Annotated in this window: 21 protein-coding genes and 1 tRNA gene; 5 read left to right on the forward strand and 17 right to left on the reverse strand. The window is 61.8% G+C overall.

Going from position 1 to position 18640, the window contains the following annotated elements; all coding sequences use genetic code 11:
* Positions 1-38: 38 nt before the first annotated feature.
* Positions 39-317: a sulfurtransferase TusA family protein gene (locus tag B5T_RS15910; RefSeq protein WP_014995548.1), complete on the reverse strand. Its 279-nt coding sequence runs from the start codon at positions 315-317 to the stop codon at positions 39-41.
* 34 nt (positions 318-351) lie between these two features.
* Here B5T_RS15910 and B5T_RS15915 point away from each other — a divergent pair, with 34 nt between their 5' ends.
* Positions 352-1785, forward strand: coding sequence for a M48 family metalloprotease (locus tag B5T_RS15915; RefSeq protein ID WP_014995549.1), 1434 nt, complete (start codon positions 352-354; stop codon positions 1783-1785).
* Positions 1786-1825: 40 nt separating this feature from the next.
* Here the strand turns inward: B5T_RS15915 and nadA are convergent, their stop codons facing one another.
* From nadA to aspS, 16 genes are all read right to left on the reverse strand, one after another.
* Positions 1826-2875 (reverse strand): quinolinate synthase NadA, encoded by a 1050-nt coding sequence (nadA, locus tag B5T_RS15920; RefSeq protein ID WP_014995550.1) that lies wholly within the window; start codon positions 2873-2875, stop codon positions 1826-1828.
* Between the two features lie 341 nt (positions 2876-3216).
* A tRNA-Lys gene (locus tag B5T_RS15925) sits at positions 3217-3292 on the reverse strand.
* A 64-nt stretch (positions 3293-3356) separates the two neighbouring features.
* Positions 3357-4043: a 7-cyano-7-deazaguanine synthase QueC gene (gene queC, locus B5T_RS15930; protein ID WP_014995551.1), complete on the reverse strand. Its 687-nt coding sequence runs from the start codon at positions 4041-4043 to the stop codon at positions 3357-3359.
* Between the two features lie 32 nt (positions 4044-4075).
* Positions 4076-4717, reverse strand: coding sequence for a 7-carboxy-7-deazaguanine synthase QueE (gene queE, locus B5T_RS15935; RefSeq protein ID WP_041717080.1), 642 nt, complete (start codon positions 4715-4717; stop codon positions 4076-4078).
* A 157-nt stretch (positions 4718-4874) separates the two neighbouring features.
* Complete coding sequence (ybgF, locus tag B5T_RS15940) at positions 4875-5600, reverse strand: tol-pal system protein YbgF (RefSeq protein ID WP_229682948.1); 726 nt, start codon at positions 5598-5600, stop codon at positions 4875-4877.
* 72 nt (positions 5601-5672) lie between these two features.
* On the reverse strand, positions 5673-6245 hold the full coding sequence (pal, locus tag B5T_RS15945; RefSeq protein WP_022996141.1) for a peptidoglycan-associated lipoprotein Pal: 573 nt from the start codon (positions 6243-6245) through the stop codon (positions 5673-5675).
* 143 nt (positions 6246-6388) lie between these two features.
* Positions 6389-7666, reverse strand: coding sequence for a Tol-Pal system beta propeller repeat protein TolB (gene tolB / locus B5T_RS15950; RefSeq protein ID WP_014995555.1), 1278 nt, complete (start codon positions 7664-7666; stop codon positions 6389-6391).
* Complete coding sequence (locus B5T_RS15955) at positions 7663-8472, reverse strand: cell envelope integrity protein TolA (RefSeq protein ID WP_014995556.1); 810 nt, start codon at positions 8470-8472, stop codon at positions 7663-7665. Before B5T_RS15955 ends, tolB begins: the two co-directional genes overlap by 4 nt.
* Positions 8469-8894: a protein TolR gene (gene tolR, locus B5T_RS15960; protein ID WP_041717081.1), complete on the reverse strand. Its 426-nt coding sequence runs from the start codon at positions 8892-8894 to the stop codon at positions 8469-8471. The genes B5T_RS15955 and tolR overlap by 4 nt, the downstream gene beginning before the upstream one ends.
* Positions 8895-8924: 30 nt before the next feature.
* A complete protein-coding gene (tolQ, locus tag B5T_RS15965) occupies positions 8925-9611 on the reverse strand; it encodes a protein TolQ (RefSeq protein WP_014995558.1) in 687 nt (228 codons plus the stop codon).
* Positions 9604-10047 (reverse strand): tol-pal system-associated acyl-CoA thioesterase, encoded by a 444-nt coding sequence (gene ybgC, locus B5T_RS15970; RefSeq protein ID WP_022996145.1) that lies wholly within the window; start codon positions 10045-10047, stop codon positions 9604-9606. The genes tolQ and ybgC overlap by 8 nt, the downstream gene beginning before the upstream one ends.
* Entirely contained in the window at positions 10040-11068 is a 1029-nt protein-coding gene (ruvB, locus tag B5T_RS15975) for a Holliday junction branch migration DNA helicase RuvB (protein ID WP_014995560.1), read from the reverse strand. The genes ybgC and ruvB overlap by 8 nt, the downstream gene beginning before the upstream one ends.
* 83 nt (positions 11069-11151) lie before the next feature.
* Complete coding sequence (ruvA, locus tag B5T_RS15980; RefSeq protein ID WP_014995561.1) at positions 11152-11754, reverse strand: Holliday junction branch migration protein RuvA; 603 nt, start codon at positions 11752-11754, stop codon at positions 11152-11154.
* Positions 11751-12269 (reverse strand): crossover junction endodeoxyribonuclease RuvC, encoded by a 519-nt coding sequence (gene ruvC, locus B5T_RS15985; protein WP_014995562.1) that lies wholly within the window; start codon positions 12267-12269, stop codon positions 11751-11753. Before ruvC ends, ruvA begins: the two co-directional genes overlap by 4 nt.
* Positions 12270-12522: 253 nt before the next feature.
* A complete protein-coding gene (locus B5T_RS15990) occupies positions 12523-13254 on the reverse strand; it encodes a YebC/PmpR family DNA-binding transcriptional regulator (RefSeq protein WP_014995563.1) in 732 nt (243 codons plus the stop codon).
* Positions 13255-13358: 104 nt separating this feature from the next.
* Positions 13359-15122 (reverse strand): aspartate--tRNA ligase, encoded by a 1764-nt coding sequence (aspS, locus tag B5T_RS15995; RefSeq protein ID WP_014995564.1) that lies wholly within the window; start codon positions 15120-15122, stop codon positions 13359-13361.
* Between the two features lie 399 nt (positions 15123-15521).
* On the opposite strand from aspS, the gene B5T_RS16000 reads away from it, so the two are divergent.
* The 4 genes from B5T_RS16000 to B5T_RS16015 all read left to right on the forward strand — a co-directional run bounded on the left by B5T_RS16000 (position 15522) and on the right by B5T_RS16015 (position 18549).
* Entirely contained in the window at positions 15522-15899 is a 378-nt protein-coding gene (locus tag B5T_RS16000; protein WP_014995565.1) for an HU family DNA-binding protein, read from the forward strand.
* Between the two features lie 154 nt (positions 15900-16053).
* Positions 16054-16347, forward strand: coding sequence for a PA4642 family protein (locus tag B5T_RS16005; protein WP_014995566.1), 294 nt, complete (start codon positions 16054-16056; stop codon positions 16345-16347).
* Between the two features lie 455 nt (positions 16348-16802).
* Entirely contained in the window at positions 16803-17996 is a 1194-nt protein-coding gene (locus B5T_RS16010) for an ATP-binding protein (protein ID WP_014995567.1), read from the forward strand.
* Positions 17986-18549 carry a response regulator transcription factor gene (locus tag B5T_RS16015; RefSeq protein WP_014995568.1) on the forward strand — a complete coding sequence of 188 codons (564 nt, stop codon included), beginning with the start codon at positions 17986-17988 and terminating at the stop codon, positions 18547-18549. Before B5T_RS16010 ends, B5T_RS16015 begins: the two co-directional genes overlap by 11 nt.
* Positions 18550-18640 lie beyond the last annotated feature (91 nt).

An 18640-nucleotide genomic window follows, 5' to 3' on the forward strand; every position in this document is an offset into this window, starting at 1 on the left:
TCGGAGGGGTTGATAGTTCCGTGTAATTTACACAGTCTCTATGCGCCGTCGTCGGCGGCCCCACAGCGTATCAGAAACTCGTACTCGCCCTCCGTTTCGCCATCGCGAACCAGATCATGAGGTGATTGTCGAAGATAGGCGGGAATATCCCTTGCCGAACCGGCATCGGAGGCCAGTACCCGCAACATCTGCCCCGGCGCCAGATGTCGCAGGGCCTGGCGGGTTTTCAGTAACGGCAAGGGGCATTGAAGCCCCCTGGCGTCCAGGGTCTGATGAACTGTCATCGGATCCTCGGAATTGTGTCGGGTGCCATCCATCAAAGGGTGCCATCCTTATATCAGGAGTTACTTTGTGATCCGTGCCATGCACGCTCTGATACTCAGCCTGGTGGTGGTGCTCGCCGCGCCGCCCGGCCGCGCCCAGGATCTGCCCGATCTCGGTGATCCGGCGGCGGCGTTGCTGTCCACGGACCAGGAGTACCGGCTGGGCCGTAGTTGGCTGCGCAGTCTGCGCGGCAAGACACCGATCATGACCGATCCACTGGTACAAGACTACGTGGAAAGCCTGGTTTATCGATTGGCTTCGTTCAGCGACCTGCACGAACCCAATCTCTCCATCGTGGTGATCAACAGCCATGCCATCAATGCTTTCGCGGTACCCGGTGGCGTCATCGGCCTCAACGCCGGCCTGTTTCTCAACGCCGGATCCATGGATGAAGTGGCCAGTGTGGTGGCCCACGAAATCGCCCACGTCAGTCAACGCCATTTTACCCGTCGCTACGTGGATTCCCAGCGCACCAACATCGCCATGCTGGCGGCCATGCTGGCCAGCATCGCGGTGGCGGTGGCGGGCGACGCTCAAGCCGGCATGGCCGGCATGGCCGCCACCCAGGCCGGTGTGATCCAGTCTCAACTGGCCTACTCCCGCCACCACGAACGGGAGGCGGATCGGGTTGGCATGCAGACTCTGGTCTCGGCGGGCCTGGACCCGAATGCCATGCCCCGTTTTTTTGAACGGCTGGTGGAACAGCAACAATTCGCCGGCGATCCGCCAGAGTTTCTGCTCACTCACCCGGTCACCGAAAGCCGGGTGGCGGACAGCCGCGCCCGAGCCCGTAACCTTCCTCACCCGAAACAGGAAACCTCGCTGCCCTTCGAGCTGGTACGCTCCCGTATCCAGGCGTCCTTCTTCGACGATTATCAACGCGCCGAAGCCTACTTCCAGAAACGGCTGAAAAACGGCGACGCCAGGCAGCAGGAAGCGGCCCGCTATGGCCTCGCCATGTCGGCCCTGTACGACAAAAAGTACGATCTGGCCCGGCGTCGGCTGGAGCAGTTACGCCAACAGGACCGCACCGAACTGTGGTATCCGCTGGGCCTGGCGGAAGTGGCGCTGGCGGAAGGCGATTATCCCCGTGCCATCGAAATGGCCCAGTGGGTGCAGAAGATCAACCCGGAAGGCTACCCCAGCTCGGTACTGCTGGCACGGGCGTATCTGTATTCCAAGCAGCCGAAAAAAGCGGTGCCGATCCTGGAACCGCTGCTACGGCAGCGCCCGGATGATCCCATGCTGTGGTCCATGGCGGCGGATGCCTGGGGCAACAGCGGGGAACTGGCGCGCGCTCATCGGGGCCGGGCCGAATACGCGTTCCTGCGCGGCCGGGACCGCGAGGCCAAACAACAAATGCAGTTTGCTCTGAAGGAAGCCAGCGGACAGTTCGCCCTACGCAGCGCTCTGAATGCGCGTCTCAAGGAAATGGAGCGGCTTTCCGAAGAGGAGTTTTGACGGCGGCCCGGGACGCATCCCCGAACCGCCGCCCAATCGATCAGCGTTTCAGGCTCTTGCCAAAATCCAGCATGCGGTCCAGAGGCACCATGGCGCGGCGGGCCAGGTCCGGATCGACAAAGATTTCCTGCCCGCAACCGTTGTCGTCCTGCAGCACCGCCAGGGTGTTCTCCAGGCCGTTCATGGCCATCCACGGGCAATGGGCACAACTGCGGCACGTGGCGCCGCTGCCGGCGGTGGGCGCTTCGATGAAGGTCTTCTCCGGCGCCAGTTGCTGCATCTTGTAGAAGATGCCCTTGTCGGTGGCGACGATGAAGGTGTCGTTGGGCATCTCGGTGGCCGCTTTGATCAACTGCGAGGTGGAACCCACCACGTCAGCGATGGCCACCACCGAGGCCGGTGACTCCGGGTGCACCAGTACCGCGGCACCGGGATGGACGGCTTTCAGCTCTTCCACGCCGCGCGCCTTGAACTCCTCGTGGACGATACAGGCGCCGTCCCAACAGAGCACATCGGCACCGGTCTTGTCGCGCACATAGGCTCCCAGATGCTGATCCGGCGCCCATAGAATCTTCTCGCCGCGCTGGTCCAGATACTCGATCAGTTCCACCGCGATGGACGACGTCACCACCCAGTCAGCCCGGGCTTTCACCGCCGCGGAGGTATTGGCGTAAACCACCACGGTACGGTCCGGATGCTGTTCGCAGAAGGCGGCGAACTCATCCTCCGGACAGCCGATATCCAGGGAGCAGGTGGCTTCCAGAGTGGGCATGAACACCCGCTTTTCCGGGCTGAGAATCTTCGCCGTCTCGCCCATGAAACGCACACCGGCCACGATCAGGGTACTGGCCGGATGCTCCTTGCCGAAGCGGGCCATTTCCAGGGAATCCGCCACGCAACCGCCGGTTTCCTCGGCCAGAGCCTGGATCTCCGGATCAGTGTAATAGTGCGCCACCATCACCGCGTCGCGGGCCTGTAACTTCTCTTTAATCCGCTCGCGGTAGAATTCCCGCTGTTCCAGGGTCATCTCCTGCTCGCCACCGGCATGGGCCAGATGGGCGCGGACCAGTTCTTTAGCCTGAGCACTCATATCGCATCGCCGCCCCGTGTGAGGATCGGAAAGCCGACAATCGGTCCGGATCGGACCCTCGTCGCTGTCCCGGTGACAATCAAGGATGTTGATGCCACCGGGGGGGCGAATCATACCACAGCCAAAGAGGGGGTCACGGCGGGTGCCGTCAAGAGTATGGAGTAAAACGCCACAAGCCCCGGATTCATTGTCTTTCGGGCTCAGAATAAAGCATTTTATGCATATAAAATAAGGCTAAAATGCCGCCCCCTAGGCAGGATGGGCGACGGCCCGCAGGGTGTGGCCGCCATGGACGGCGGTCATAAAAAAAAGGGCTGCCTGGCGGCAGCCCTCTTGGAAATTGGTGGGTCGTGTAGGATTCGAACCTACGACCAATTGGTTAAAAGCCAACTGCTCTACCAACTGAGCTAACGACCCGTCGAACGAGGCGCAAATAATACGGATTTATTTCCGCATGACAAGGGGGAAACCGGGATTTTTTTCACGCCCCCTGATACTTTGTCGGATCTTTAACCAATGCTTCCTCGAAGCCCTGGCGGCGCAGCCGGCAACTGTCGCAGCGCCCACAGGCCTGCCCCTCTTCGTCGGCCTGATAGCAGGACACAGTGAGGCCATAATCCAGCCCCAGCCGCGTCCCTTCCCGAATGATGTCCGCCTTGGACAAATTCATCAGTGGCGTGGCGATACGGATCGGGTGTCCTTCCACCCCGGCTTTGGTGGCCAGGTTGGCCATGTTCTGAAACGCTTCGATGAACGCCGGCCGGCAATCCGGGTAACCGGAATAATCCACCGCGTTGACACCGATATAAATGACATCGGCCTCCAGCACCTCCGCCAATCCCAGCGCCAGTGACAGAAACACGGTGTTGCGCGCCGGCACATAGGTCACCGGAATGCCGTCGCTCTCTTCTTCAGGTACGTTTTCCGGCACCGCGATGTCGTGGTCAGTGAGCGCGGAACCGCCGATGTTTCCGAGACCCAGTTCGATCACCCGATGGGACTCCGCGCCCAGCGCGCGGGAAACGCGTTCGGCGGCTTTCAGTTCCGAGCGGGTGCGCTGGCCATAGTCGAAGGCGATGGTATGACAGCGGTGCCCTTCGGCCCGCGCCATGGCCAGACAGGTGGCGGAATCCAGGCCCCCGGACAGCAGTACCACGGCGGTGCTCATGTTATGTTCTCCGTCATCACAGCCCCAGGGCTTCAGCGCCCCTGAGCATCGTTCCACAGTAATTTATGCAGCTGGATCTGGAAGCGTACCGGCAAGCGGTCCCGCACGATCCAATCCGCCAGGTCGGTCGGTGCTAGCTGCCCCTGCACCGGCGAGAACAGCACATCGGACACCCGCCGTGCCAATTGGTGCTGATCAAGCATGAAGCGGGCCCAGTCGTAGTCGCGACGGTCCGCCAGCACGAACTTCACCTGATGGTTCGGCCGCAGCAGTGGAATGTTTTCCAGCCGATTATTGTGCTGCTCACCGGAGCCCGGCGCCTTCAGATCCATCACCACCGAGACGCGCTCGTCCACGGCGGCGATGTCCATGGCGCCCCCGGTTTCCAGACTCACCTCATAGCCCCGGTCACACAAAAGCGTCAGTAGGGGCAGGCAGTTGGGTTGCGCCAGCGGTTCGCCGCCGGTCACCGTGACATAGCCTGCTCCGTAGCCGTCCACGGTCTCGAGAATATCGTCCAGGGACCATTTTTGCCCGCCCTGAAAGGCATATTCCGTATCACACCAGACGCAACGCTGGGGGCAGCCGGTCAGCCGCACGAAGACGGTGGGCCGTCCCACGCTGCGGGCTTCGCCCTGCAGAGAGTGAAAAATCTCGGTGATACGCAGTTCCACTGTGGCTCCTGACCGGCGGCGAATGCGGATGTGATGGTGGATACGGATGACCGCCCGGAACAGGGCGGAATCATTCAGGGTCGGAATCGAGCCCCGGAATGGCGTGCATTCTAACACAGGGAAAGCGCCGGGGACTCCCCGGCGCCGGGCTGGCGGTTCAGTTGCCCAGTTGCTTGAGCATGGCCTTGGCCAGCTCCGCCTCGGAGGAGTCCGGATACTGTTTGACCAGACGGTTCAGAGTGTCGCGAGCCTGGACGGTACTGCCGCCCCGCGCCTGCAGGCTGGCCAGTTTGTACAGGCTGGTGGGCGCCCGGCTGTGATCCGGGTAATCGTCCACCACCTTGGAGAACTGTTCCCGGGCCTTGGTCAGTTGCGGTGATTTCAGGTTGGAATAGGCTTCACCCAGCCAGAAGTGGGCCTGCGGACGATACCGGCCGTTCGGATACTCTTCCAGATAGGTTTCCAGGGCCGGTACGGCGCCTTCGAAGTCGCGGTCCAGCAATTTACGCTGGGCATCATTATAGGCTTGGCGATCGGCTTGCGGATCCGCCGCCGGCTCGCCGCCTTCCTCTCCATCCCCGGTGGCGTTCTCGCTGTCGGCCGGAGCCGGCGCGGTACTCTCCACCAGAGCATTGATTCGGGTATCCAGGTCCAGATAACGCTCACGCTCGGCGGCCTTGAGCCGGTCCACTTCATGGCGCAGACGTTCGATCTGTCCCTGTAAATCCTGGAGCTGTTCCTCATACTGCTGCATTTGCTGCATCAGCATGATCACGCCGTCGTTACCGCCAGCGGGTTCCGCAGCGACGGTGCGAGCACCACCCCGGGAACCGCTACGGTCCTCCACGGACAGAGGGCCGGTCTGCGCCTGCGCAGTAATCACGGCCCCCGCAAGCAGGGCACCGATGAACCCATGTGTTGCGAGTCTATTGATGGCCTGCTTCAACATCATGGCTTACGGACGACCTGCCACGTAGTTCAATTCAACGCGACGGTTTTTCGCCCAGTCCATTTCGCTGTGACCGAAAGCGGCGGGCTTCTCTTCACCGTAGGACACCACTTCCAGTTGGGAAGAGGATACGCCCTGAACGCGCAGGAACTTCTGTACCGCCTGAGCACGACGCTCGGACAGAGCCACGTTGTACTCACGGGTACCGCGCTCGTCGGCATGGCCTTCCAGGCGCAGCTTGGCGTTGGCGTTGTTCTTCAGGTAGGTCGCATGGGCACGCAGGGTTTCGAAAGCGGCCGCCGGAACGGTGTTGCTGTCGAATGCGAAGTAGATCACACGAGTATCGGTGGTGCCGTCGTAGTTGGACGGGTGGTTGTGGAAGTTATCCGCGGTCAGCGGAACACTGCTGGTGTCAGGACGGGTGGACTCGGGACGCTGAACCGGCTGAGTGGTGCCGGTCTGGGAGTCCATGCCGGAGGTGTCCGTGGCGGACGTGTCCTGCTCGGTGGGCGTGCTGGAACAGGCGGCAAGAACACCGGCCAGAATAACGGCAAACAAAGGATTGACGAATGAACGCATGACAAAACTCCTGATTAATTTCCTGTAATTTCGAACACTGAGACCCGTTTATGGAGAAACCTCCGCATCCGTCCCCGGCCCGTCAGTGACAACGCTGACGCGTGGCTCATCCTGGGCCAGACACCTGAGATGCGAGTCAGCATCTACAGAAACGGCGACCAGGCCGGTTCCCTGACTTCCCCTTCCTTCGACGGCAGCTCTACCTTGACTCTGCCATCAATGGATACGGCCTCCAGGACCCCCGTGCCGCGACGTTGCGTACCGTAAATTACCATACTTCCATTAGGCGCAACACTGGGCGACTCATCCATATTGGTCTGAGTCACAATATCGAACGTACCCCGCTGCAGGTCCTGCACGCCGACGTTGAAACTGCCGTTGCGACGGTGCACATAAACCAGATACCGGCCGTCCGGGGTGACATCCGGACGGGCGTTGTAATTGCCCTCGAAGGAAACCCGCCGGGCCGATTTGTCGTTGATGTTGAGCATGTAGATCTGCGGGCCACCGGAACGGCTGGACGTGAACACCACGTGCTCGCCGTCCGGCATCCAGCGCGCCTCGGTATCGATACCGTAGTTGTCCGTCAGCCGGGTCAACCCGCCGCCGTTCACATTCACCATATACAGCTCCGGATTACCATCCTTGGACAGGGTGATCACCAGACGCTGACCGTCCGGTGACCAGGACGGAGCGCCGTTGATACCCCGCTCCCGGCTCACCACCGAGCGCTGTCCGGACGCCAGATTGTGCACGTAGATGTTCGGCTTGCCGTTGTTCTCGAAGGAGACATAGGCGATCTTGCTGCCATCCGGTGACCAGGACGGGCTCATGATCGGCTCGGCACTGGACAGAATGGTCTTCACCCGATGGCCGTCGGCATCGGCGTACTGCAGTTGATAAGGCAGCTTGGCGCCACGGTTATGGGTGACATAAAGGATCTTGGTGGAAAAGGCACCGGGAATGCCGGTGAGCTCTTCATAGATGCGATCGGAAATGGCGTGGGCCACATCCCGCAATTGAGCTTTGGTGGGACTGTAGCTTTCGCTGAACAGTTCACGCTGGCGACCCACGTCATACAAGCCATAGGTCACTTCATAGCGGCCATCGTCCCGCGGCTTGGTATGGCCGATCACCAGATACTCCTGGCCGAGCACACGGAAATCCCGGTAAATGATCGCGTCCTTGGTGTGCGGCCGGCTGAGCATGTTCTTGGCCGGTAGCGGTTTGAACTGACCACTGCGGTGCAGGTCCGCCTCGACAATGGAGGACACCTGCTCCGGCGCCTGGTTGTCGCCGTCAAACGGCACGATGGCGATCGGCACCGCGTCCACCCGTCCTTCGGTGACCTTGATCAACAGCTCGGCCCGCGCGGCCACCGTCAGTGTCGCCAGGACCAGGGCCAATATCAGTCGCTTCATTTGGCATCTCCAGGTTCAAATTCGAGCACAAGCGTTCGGAACTCTTCAAAACCGTCGCCTTTCGGCACCGGCAGGGGGCTGGCCAGTTGTACGCCCTTGACCACGGAATCATCGAAGTCCGGATAACCGCTGGACTTCACCACATCCACATTGACCACGTCACCGCCGGGAACCATCCGGATACGTACCCGGGTACGGATGTCGTTCCGGTTACGGTAGTTGCCGGGAATGCGCCAGCGTTGGGCCACCGCCGAGGAGATGGCGTCAATATAGCTGGCGGTTTCCTGTTCCACCTTGCTGTCCGGGTCACCGCTGCCGGGATTCTCCTGGTCCTGCTTCTTACCCTGACGCGCCATCTCCAGCCGTTCCTGAGCCAGCAGTTCCTCCATGTCCGGCTGCTCGAACTTGAGCGGTGGCTCCGGTTTCGGTTTCGGTTTCGGTTCCGGTTTTTTGGGTTCCGGTTTGGGTTCGGGCTTCGGTTTCAGCTCTGGCTTAGGCTCGGGTTTCGGTTTGGGTTCCGGCTTCGGCTCAGGCTTGGGCTTCGGTTCCGGCTTCGGTTCCGGCTTAGGCTCCGGTTTAGGTTTCGGCTTGGGCTCTGGTTTGGGCTGCGGCGTCTCTTGCTTGGGCTCGGGACGGGTGGGCGCCGCCGCCCGCTCGGTCTGGTCGGTAACCACCGCCATCACATGAGGAGGAATCTTCGGGGGACGGCGCAGTTCCGGCTCGGAGGTCCAGGTAAACAGCACCATTCCCAACACCAACAGGTGCAGGAACAGGGACAGCCCCGCGCCTACCCCACGGTCACTCATGGCAACTCCGCCGGGTCGGTCACCAGGCCCAGCTTGGTGACGCCGGCGCTCTGCAGCTCCGACATCAGTACCACTACTTTGCCATAGGGCACGTTCTGATCACCGCGCACCAGGAACAGGGTTTCCGGTTTCTCGCTGTGAATGGCGGTGACCCGCTGGGTCAATGCTTCCAGATCGGTGGCGGCTTCACTGTCGTCGCCGACATTAATGTAGTAGCCGCCATCGGCGGCCACCGCGATCATCACCGGCTCGTCATTTTCCGTCGGCAGCGGCGCGCTATTGGCCTGGGGCAGATCCACGGAGACCCCCTGGGTCATCATCGGCGCGGTGGCCATGAAGATCACCAGCAGCACCAGCATCACGTCGATGTAAGGCACCACGTTCATCTCCGCGGCCAGCTTCCGCGGAGTATGCCTGCGCATACCTGAAGAAGGTCGGTATCGGGCCACGATCTACTCCTCCCGGCTATGGGCCTGGCGGTGGAGAACGGCGGAAAACTCCTCGGCGAACATTTCGCAGTTGCCCACCAGGGAATCGGACAGAGAAGCGTAGCGGTTGTAGGCCATCACCGCCGGAATCGCCGCGAACAGGCCGATGGCGGTGGCCACCAGCGCCTCGGCGATACCCGGGGCCACCACGCTGAGCGTGGCCTGGGTCACATTGGCCAGGGCGCGGAACGAATGCATGATGCCCCATACCGTGCCGAACAGGCCGATGTAAGGACTGGTGGAGCCCACCGACGCCAGGAACGGCAGGTAGCGGGACAGCCTCGCCTCTTCCCGCTGCAGCGCCACGCGCATGGCCCGCTGGGCACCGTCCATCACCGCGTCACTGTCCCGGGAGGTCTTCGACAACCGCACGAATTCCTGGAACCCGGCGCGGAAAATCGCCTCGGTACCGGAATCCGGATTGGATTTCTTGCGCACCTGGTTATACAGGCTGGCCAGATCACCGCCGGACCAGAATTTTTCCTCGAACGCCTGCCCCGCCTTGCGCGCCCGGCTCAATACCCGGTAGCGGGTAACGATCACATACCAGGAGAACAGGGAGGCGAACAGCAGCACCAGCATTACCGCCTTCACCACCGGCCCGGCATGCAGCACCAGGGAAGCAATGGACATGTCGGAGGCTTCAATCATTGGCCCGTTCTCCTCGATATTCGGCCTTGAATCTTTGGTACAGCGGCGCCGGCAACGCTTTCGGGCGAATACCGTCGGCACTGACGCAGGCTATTTTGATTTCCGCTTCACATAGAAGCTGATCTCCGCGGCGCACCTGTTGGGCGAACAGCAACGTCGCCTTGCCCAGATGGCGCAGTCCGGCGCTGACACCGAGGGCGTCATCGATACGCGCGGGACTGTGGTAGCGCACTTGGCAGGAATGCACCACGAACTGATAATTCTCCTCGGACAACCCATAATGCTGGTAGCCCAGGGAGCGCAGGTATTCGGTACGGGCCCGTTCCATGAATTTCAAATAGTTCACGTAATAGACGATACCGCCGGCGTCAGTGTCTTCGATATAGACCCGCACCGGTAGGACAAAGTCCTGATCCGTCGAAGATTTTTCAGTCATTAAACAAATCCCCATCACTCCCCGGGCGGCGCAGTCCGAAGTGGCGCCAGGCGTGGTTGGTCACTTGCCGGCCCCGCGACGTGCGCTGTATGAAACCCTGTTGAATCAGATAGGGTTCCACCACTTCCTCCAGGGTTCCGGCGTCCTCGTTAAGGGCCGCCGCCAACGAGTCCAGCCCCACCGGACCGCCGTCGAACTTATGCATCATCATGTTCAGCAACCGCCGGTCGGTGCCATCCAGACCGTGGCTGTCCACCTCCAGCATATCCAGCGCCGCCTCCGCCACCGGTCCGACGATGCGACCGTCACTTTTCACTTCGGCATAGTCCCGCACCCGGCGCAGCAGCCGGTTGGCGATCCGCGGCGTACCCCGGGCGCGGCGCGCCACTTCCCGGGCGCCATTTTCATCCACTGGAATGGCAAGGATGTCGCAGGAACGGGCGACGATACGCGACAAGTCGTCGACGTTATAGAATTCCAGCCGTTGCACGATACCGAAGCGGTCACGTAACGGCGCGGTGAGCAAACCGGCGCGAGTGGTGGCACCAACCAGGGTGAACGGCGGCAGATCCAGTTTGATGGAACGGGCCGCCGGCCCTTCGCCGATCATGATGTCCAGTTGGAAGTCTTCCATGGCCGGATAGAGGATCTCTTCCACCACCGGTGACAGCCGGTGGATCTCATCCACGAACAGCACATCGCCCTCTTCCAGATTGGTGAGGATGGCGGCCAGGTCTCCGGCTTTTTCCAGCACCGGACCGGAGGTGGACTTCAATTCGGACCCCATTTCCCGGGCGATGATATGGGCCAGCGTGGTCTTCCCCAGCCCCGGCGGTCCGAAAATCAGGGTGTGATCAAGAGTCTCGCCACGCCCGCGGGCGGCGTCGATGAAAATTTCCAGCCGCTCCCGGACCTTGGGTTGCCCGTTGTAATCGGCCAGATTGGCGGGCCGGATCGCCCGGTCATGCTGTTCTTCCCGGGGATCCGAAGCGCCGGAGGAAATCAGGCGATCATTGTCCATGGTGACATTACACCTTCTCTAATAGAGCAATAGAGCCAGAGCAGCACCCTTTATGGTGCGGGGGCATCACTCTTTACAGGACATCACTTTGCCAGACCACGCAGAGCCCGGCGAATAAGACCTTCGCTGGTCTCCTCCCCGGCCTCCGCCGCGCGGGCCACCGCCGCCACCGCGTCCTTATTGCGATAGCCCAGAGCTTCCAGCGCCGCCACCGCGTCGTCACGAACGCCATTGGCGCCGGCCTGGGACACCAGCCCCGACGGCATCGCCGGCGCGCCTTCCAGCTTGTCCAGGCGATCGGACATCTCGATAACCAGACGCTCGGCGGTTTTCTTGCCGATACCCGGCACCTTCACCAGGGAGCTGGTGTCCTGATCACGGATACAGGCGGCCAGCCGATCCGCTTCGATGCCGGAGAGAATCGCCAGCGCCATTTTCGGGCCGACACCGTTGACCTTGATCAGGCTGCGGAACAGCTCGCGCTCATAACGGCTGTTGAAGCCGTACAGCAGTTGGGCATCCTCGCGAACCACGAAATGGGTATGCAGTGTCAACGACGCCCCGACTTCCGGCATGTCATAGAACACCGTCATCGGCGCTTCCACTTCGTAGCCAACACCACCCACATCCAGCAGCAGCCAGGGCGGCCGTTTGTCCAGCAGTTGTCCTTTGAGTTGTCCGATCATCGTATCCGTCTTCGTCTTACCGCGCTGGCGCCGGCGATGCGTGCCAGCGATACGCGCATGTGCGCATGACACAGGGCGATGGCCAGAGCATCGGCGGCATCCGCCTGCGGGCGTTTGTCCAAACCCAGCAAATGCCGGACCATTTCCGCCACCTGAACCTTCTCGGCGCCGCCGCTCCCCACCACCGCCTGTTTCACCTGGCGGGCGGAGTACTCAAATATCGGCGCGCCACTTTGCACCAGCGCCGCCAACGCGGCGCCCCGGGCCTGACCCAGCTTCAGCGCGGAATCCGCGTTGCGTGCCATGAACACCTTTTCGATACTGATTTCCGCCGGCTGAAAGCGCGTCAGCAGCTCGGTCAGCCCGGTGAAAATCTGCCCCAGGCGTGGCGCCATGTCCTCACCGCGGGTACTGATGGTGCCGAAGGTCAAAGCGCGGCTGCGATTACCCTGCTGCTCGATGACACCGTAACCGGTGTGCCGGGAGCCAGGGTCGATACCGAGCAAAATGGTCATAGAGTCCAGCCGATTCTCATAATAAAAAGGCAGGTAGCCGTTACCTGCCTCATATAACCTTTCCGCTGTTCTTATGTCCAGTACAAGCGTATGGGCGCCAGCACGCTTGCACGCAACACGCTTGCACGCAAAACCCTAAGCAATAGCGTACCGGCGATGACTGACTTGCCGAGCAATCAGCCCTTCCCGTCTCGCTACTGGGCCGGCAAGCATGGCGTGCAAGCGTGTTGCGTGCAGGCGTGAATGCCGTCTGTTATTGCTCCGACCACTCGGCGTTGGTGTAGACGTTCTGCACGTCGTCCAGATCTTCCAGATGGTCGACCATCTTGCCCACGGTCTCGGCGGTGTCGGCGTCCATCTCCGCGCTGGTGGATGGATGCATGGTGACCTCGGCATCCGCCGGCTCCAAGCCGCCCGCCTTGAGCGCATCGACCACGTCACCGAAGCTGCGATCCGGGGCGGTCACCACCAGGAAGCTGCCGTCGTCGTTTTCTTCCACGTCCTCGGCGCCGGCTTCCAGGGCCAATTCCATCAGCTTTTCTTCGTCCACGCCGGGCTCGAAGAAGATTTCACCCCGCTTTGTGAACAGAAACGCCACCGAACCGCTGGTACCAAGATTGCCACCAAACTTGGAGAAGGCATGACGCACTTCGGCCACGGTGCGATTGACGTTGTCGGTCATGGTTTCCACCAGCACCGCCACGCCACCCTTGCCGTAACCTTCGTAGGTGATCTCTTCCATGTTGGCGCTGTCGTCACCGCCGGCGCCACGTTTGATCGCCCGGTCGATGGTGTCCCGGGTCATATTGTTGGTCAGCGCCTTGTCCACCGCCGCCCGCAGACGCGGGTTATCGTTGATCTCGCCGCCGCCCATGCGGGCGGACACGGTGATCTCGCGGATCAGCTTGGTGAAGATCTTACCGCGCTTGGCGTCCTGGGCCGCCTTGCGGTGTTTGATATTGGCCCATTTACTATGACCTGCCATGAAAAACCTCCGCTTGCACGCAACACGCCGGCACGCTGGCACGCCGTTACGCGAGGCCCGCGTTTTTAGCGTACCCGCGTGTTGCGTGCAAGCGTGTCAGCGCTTTAGTTATTTTCCTTGCGAACGCTGATGCCCACTTCGCGCAGCTGCTGATTGTCCACCGGCGAAGGCGCGTTGGTCATCAGGCAAGCCGCGGTCTGGGTTTTCGGGAAAGCAATCACTTCACGAATCGAGTCGCTGCCGGTCATCAGCATCACCATGCGGTCCAGGCCGAAGGCCAGACCGCCGTGGGGCGGTGCACCGTATTTCAGTGCGTCGAGCAGGAAACCGAATTTCTCGCGCGCTTCCTGTTCGTCAATGCCAAGTGCCTCGAACACGGTCTGCTGCATGTCCGGGCGATGAATACGGATGGAACCGCCGCCCAGTTCGGTGCCATTGAGCACCATATCGTAGGCCCGCGACAGCGCGCCTTCCGGGTTGCTCTTCAGTTCCTCGGGGTCGCACTTGGGCATGGTGAACGGATGGTGCAGCGCATAATAGCGGCCGTCTTCTTCCTCGAACATGGGGAAGTCCACCACCCACAGCGGCTTCCAGTCGCCCTCGGCCAGACCACGCTCATGGCCGACCTTGACCCGCAACGCGCCGATCGCTTCATTGACGACTTTGGCCTTGTCGGCACCGAAGAAGATCAGATCGCCGGTGGCGGCCCCGGTCCGTTCCAGGATGCCCTTGATGGCGTCCTCGGTGAGGAATTTGAGAATCGGGGATTGCAGCCCTTCGGCGCCAGCGGCCAGGTCGTTGACCTTCACATAGGCCAGCCCCTTGGCGCCGTAGATACCGACGAACTTGGTGTATTCATCGATTTCCTTGCGGGACAGATCGGCGCCGCCGGGCACTTTCAGCGCCACCACCCGCCCCTTGGGATCCTTGGCCGGGCCGGCGAACACCTTGAATTCCACGCCATCCATCAGATCAGCGATGTCCACCAGTTCCATCGGCACGCGCAGATCCGGCTTGTCGGAACCGTAGCGGTTCATCGCCTCGGCGAACGTCATGCGTGGAAACTCCGGCAGCTCCACATCCAGCAACTCGCGGAACAGGGTACGGGCCATACGCTCGGCCACGCCCATGATGTCCTCTTCCTCGACAAAAGACGCTTCCAGGTCGATCTGGGTGAATTCCGGCTGACGGTCAGCGCGCAGGTCCTCGTCGCGGAAGCACTTGGCGATCTGATAGTAGCGATCGAAACCGGCCACCATCAGCAACTGCTTGAACAACTGCGGAGATTGCGGCAGCGCGAAGAAGCTGCCGGCGTGGGTACGGCTGGGCACCAGATAATCCCGTGCCCCTTCCGGCGTGGCCCGGGTCAGTACCGGGGTTTCCACGTCCATGAAACCTTCCTGCTCCAGGAAGGCGCGTACCGCATGGGTGAGCCGGGAACGGAACTGGAAGCGCTGCAGAGCTTCCGGTCGACGCAGGTCCAGATAGCGGTACTTCAACCGCACTTCCTCACCGGCGGCGGAATACTCGTCCAGCTCGAACGGCGGCGTCTGTGCTTCGTTGAGAATGGTCAGCGCCTTGCCCAGCACTTCGATATCGCCGGTGGCCATGCGCGCATTACGCACCGCCTCGTCACGCAGCCGCACCCGGCCGGTGATTTTCAGCACGTATTCGCCACGAACCTTGTCGGCCAGGGCAAAGGCGTCCACCGTATCGGGATCGAACACCACCTGCACCAGACCAGTGCGGTCACGCACGTCCAGGAAAATAACCCCGCCGTGATCGCGGCGGCGATGTACCCAACCGCACAGTTCCACCGTCTCCCCATCATGGGAGGCCCGCAAATCACCGCAATAATGGCTTCGCATGTCCACAGTCCAGTCTTGAGTTCGTTTTGGCCGGTCCCGGCCCATCACCGGCAGGGCCCGAAAAAGGCGGCCTAGTATAGCGATTCAGGGGCGGCCGGGCCATGCCATCCGGCGCGCGAGGGAGCATTGGGCGGGGTTGCCGGAAGGCGGGGCGCCCTCTTCGTTATCGCCCATTTTCAGTGCCGGTCTTGCCGCGAATCTGTAAAAAGCCGACAAAGCACGCCAAACACCGCAAAAAATAGGTGCCGGACGCCTTGTACGTCGGGAAACGTTGGCATATAACTGACTGCGCACCAGCTCAGTCGTGCCTCTGAGTCAGGCAGTCCAGGGGTACCCTGACAGGGAAGCAACTAAACAACCTTCTCCAGGAAGTCATCAAACACAGGGGTAAACGATCCTATGGCTGCAAAGAAAAAAGCGGTGAAGAAAACCGCCAGCTCCACTCCCAAGGCCCGAGCCGTGAAAGCCATCGCCGAGCCGATGACCAAAACCCAAATCGTTACTCAGATCAGTGAAACCACCGGTCTCACCAAAAAAGACGTCAATGCCGTCTTTGATGAGCTGGCCGTGGTGATGGAAGGTCATCTGAAGAAACGTGGCGCCGGCCAGTTCACCCTGCCGGGTCTGATCAAAGTCGTCACCCAGAAGAAACCGGCGACCAAGGCCCGCAAGGGCATCAACCCTTTCACCGGTCAGGAAACCACCTTCGCGGCCAAACCGGCCCGCACCATGGTAAAAATCCGTCCGTTGAAAAAGCTCAAGGATATGGCGGGCTGATCCGCTGGCCTGGCCGGGAGCTCCTCGCGGCCAGGCTTTCCTCCCCTTCCCCTTCCATCCCGCGCAACAGATGCGAGTCGCCGCCCAACCCCCTATAATCCCCCGCCCCTGGAGCCTTAAGGTCTCCGTACCGGCATTCCCAAGGTGACACGACATGGCTGAACGCAAGGACAAACGCAAAGTCATCGGCGAGCCGATGACCGACGAACAAATCAAACTGTTTCTGGACCTGCCTCCCGAGGAAGGTGAGAACGCCGATTTTCATGTGCTGATTCGCGCCTATCGCGCCCTGCGCGTGGAGGATTTCGAGCGTTTCCTGGCCTTCTTCATCGAACAGGACGGTGACCTGCGCGCCCGGGACGACAAGGGCCGGACCCTGATCGAGGTGATGCGCGGCCACGGCAAGAACGACGACTACATCGCCGTGCTGGAACAGGCCGGCGGCTGAGGAAACATCAATCCTGAGGTCGCCACAAGGCCGCTGTGGGAGCTTGTCCGGGCAGCGGGCCGCTGCGTCCAAGGAATTCGCTTGCAGGGCAAGCTCCTACAGCGGCTTCGTAGCAGGGTTGATTCGAGGCGAGTGACTTCAAAGCTCCTGGAGAGCCGGCGGGCAGTGTTCCAGGACCGTGCTTCTCCCGTGTCCTGGAACACTGCCCGCCGGCTCTCCTCCCTTGGCAAGAGGCACCCTGTTTCATGGCGGTGGCAAAAAGAATCGTCCGGAACGATTCACGACGTCGCGTCAGCGACGGCCCGCAGGGCCGCCGCCAAGGATGGCGGTGGCAAAAAGAATCGCCGGGAGCGATTCACGACGTCGTACCAACGACGGCCCGCAGGGCCACCGCCAGGGATGGCGGTGGCAAAAAGCCGCACCTTGTCCGCGCTGGCCCAGGTACAATCGCGCCCATGACCGGATTGCCTCCCTACGTAGTCTGGCGCCGCCGCATGCTCTGGCTGCGGGCGGTGCTGGTGATCGCCCTCGCCCTGGCGCTGCTGGTGCTGCGCCAGTTTTCAGCGCTGGTGCCGCTATCACTCACGCCACTGCTGTGGCTGGGCGCGCTACTGCTGCCCAATCTGTTGACCCTGCTGACATTGAATCTGGATCCCCGCCCTCAGCAACGTCTGCTGGCGGTGGAGCTGGCCATGGACGTGCTGCTGTTTCTCGCCGTGGTGCAACTGTTCGGCGGCGCCAGCAACCCGATGACCTTTTACCTGCTGGTACCGGTATTGATGGCCGGCATGACCCTGCCCCCCATGACCAATGGCCTGGTGCTGATTCTCGCCCTGACCGGTTATATGACGGTGAGCCAGTGGCACCACATGCCCGCCCCCCATACCGCTCTGCACGCTCTGACCCGGGAACTGAGCGCCCTGCACAATATCGGCATGGCGGTGGCTTTCGCCGCGCTGGCGGTGACGCTTTCCATCCTCGGTCAGGTGATCCAGGCCTTGACCCGGCAACAGCAGCGTCAGCAGGACAAGGCCATGGAACTGGCCGGGCGCCGCGAGCGCATGTACCAGGTGGCGGCGACACTGGCCCACCAGGCCCACGAACTCAACACCCCGTTGAGCAGTCTGGTGATGATCAGCGATAACGCCTTGCAGGAGCCCGGGCTGTCCGGCACCACGCGCGCCGATCTGGAACAAATCCACGCACTGGCCCGGCAGGTCGCCGGCAAGCTGCGCCGGGCCGATCACCATGACGTCCCCGAGGACATCGATTTCGCCGCCCTGATCGACCGCTTGCGCCTGCACCTCAGACATCTGCAACCCACCCTGGAGATCCGCCATCAGGGCCCCGACCACGCCGTGCTCAAACAGGCCAGCGACTGGTTCCGGGTGCTTGCCAATCTCGGCTACAACGCCATCGATGCCGGCGCCGGCACGCTGGCGATTCAATTGAGCACGGCGCCGGAGGAGTGGCGCCTGCAGATCAGTGATGATGGTCCGGATCATCCGGAACGCCCCGGCCGCGAGGGGATGGGCATCGGCCTGGCGCTGGTGGAGAGTACCCTGGAAAACCTGGACGCACGGCTGGAGATGGAATTCAGCCGGCAATGGACCCAGGCCCGCATCCGTTGGAGTGGTTATGGCGCTTGAAACCCTGCTGCTGGTGGAAGACGACGAGCTACTGGCGACCCAGACACGCCGGGCGCTGGAACGCCACGGCCTGAGCGTGACCCTGGCCGCCGACGCCGGGCAGGCGCGCCAGTGCATGGCCTCCCTGCCCACCCTGGACGCGGCGGTGCTGGATCAGAATCTGGGTGCCGACAACGGGCTTGATCTGATCGCCCCGCTACTGACGCATTTCCCCCAATGCCGGATTCTGGTGTTGACCGGCTATGGCAGCATTGCCGCCGCCGTCGCCGCCACCCGCCGCGGCGCCCATAATTATCTGACCAAGCCCGCCGGAGCCGGCGACATTCTCGACGCGCTGCGACTCGACCCGGCGCAAATGGAGTCCCTGCCAGACTCGCCGCCATCGTTGCAACGGCTGGAATGGGAACATATCCAGCGGGTACTGGACGCCCACGGCGGCAATATCTCCCACGCCGCCGCCGCTCTCGGCATCCACCGGCGCACCCTGCAGCGACGCCTGAAGAAACGTCCCAGCCCGGTGCAATTCGAACGGGAACGGCCAGGCAAGAACTAAGGAACCTCTAAAAAACGCCATGCCGGACTCGATCCGGCATCTCCCGCCACGAAGTTGTGCGCCCTCCTGAGGGCGGACCCAACTCCTGAAA

The organism is Alloalcanivorax dieselolei B5, from assembly GCF_000300005.1.
Classification (GTDB): Bacteria; Pseudomonadota; Gammaproteobacteria; order Pseudomonadales; family Alcanivoracaceae; genus Alloalcanivorax; species Alloalcanivorax dieselolei.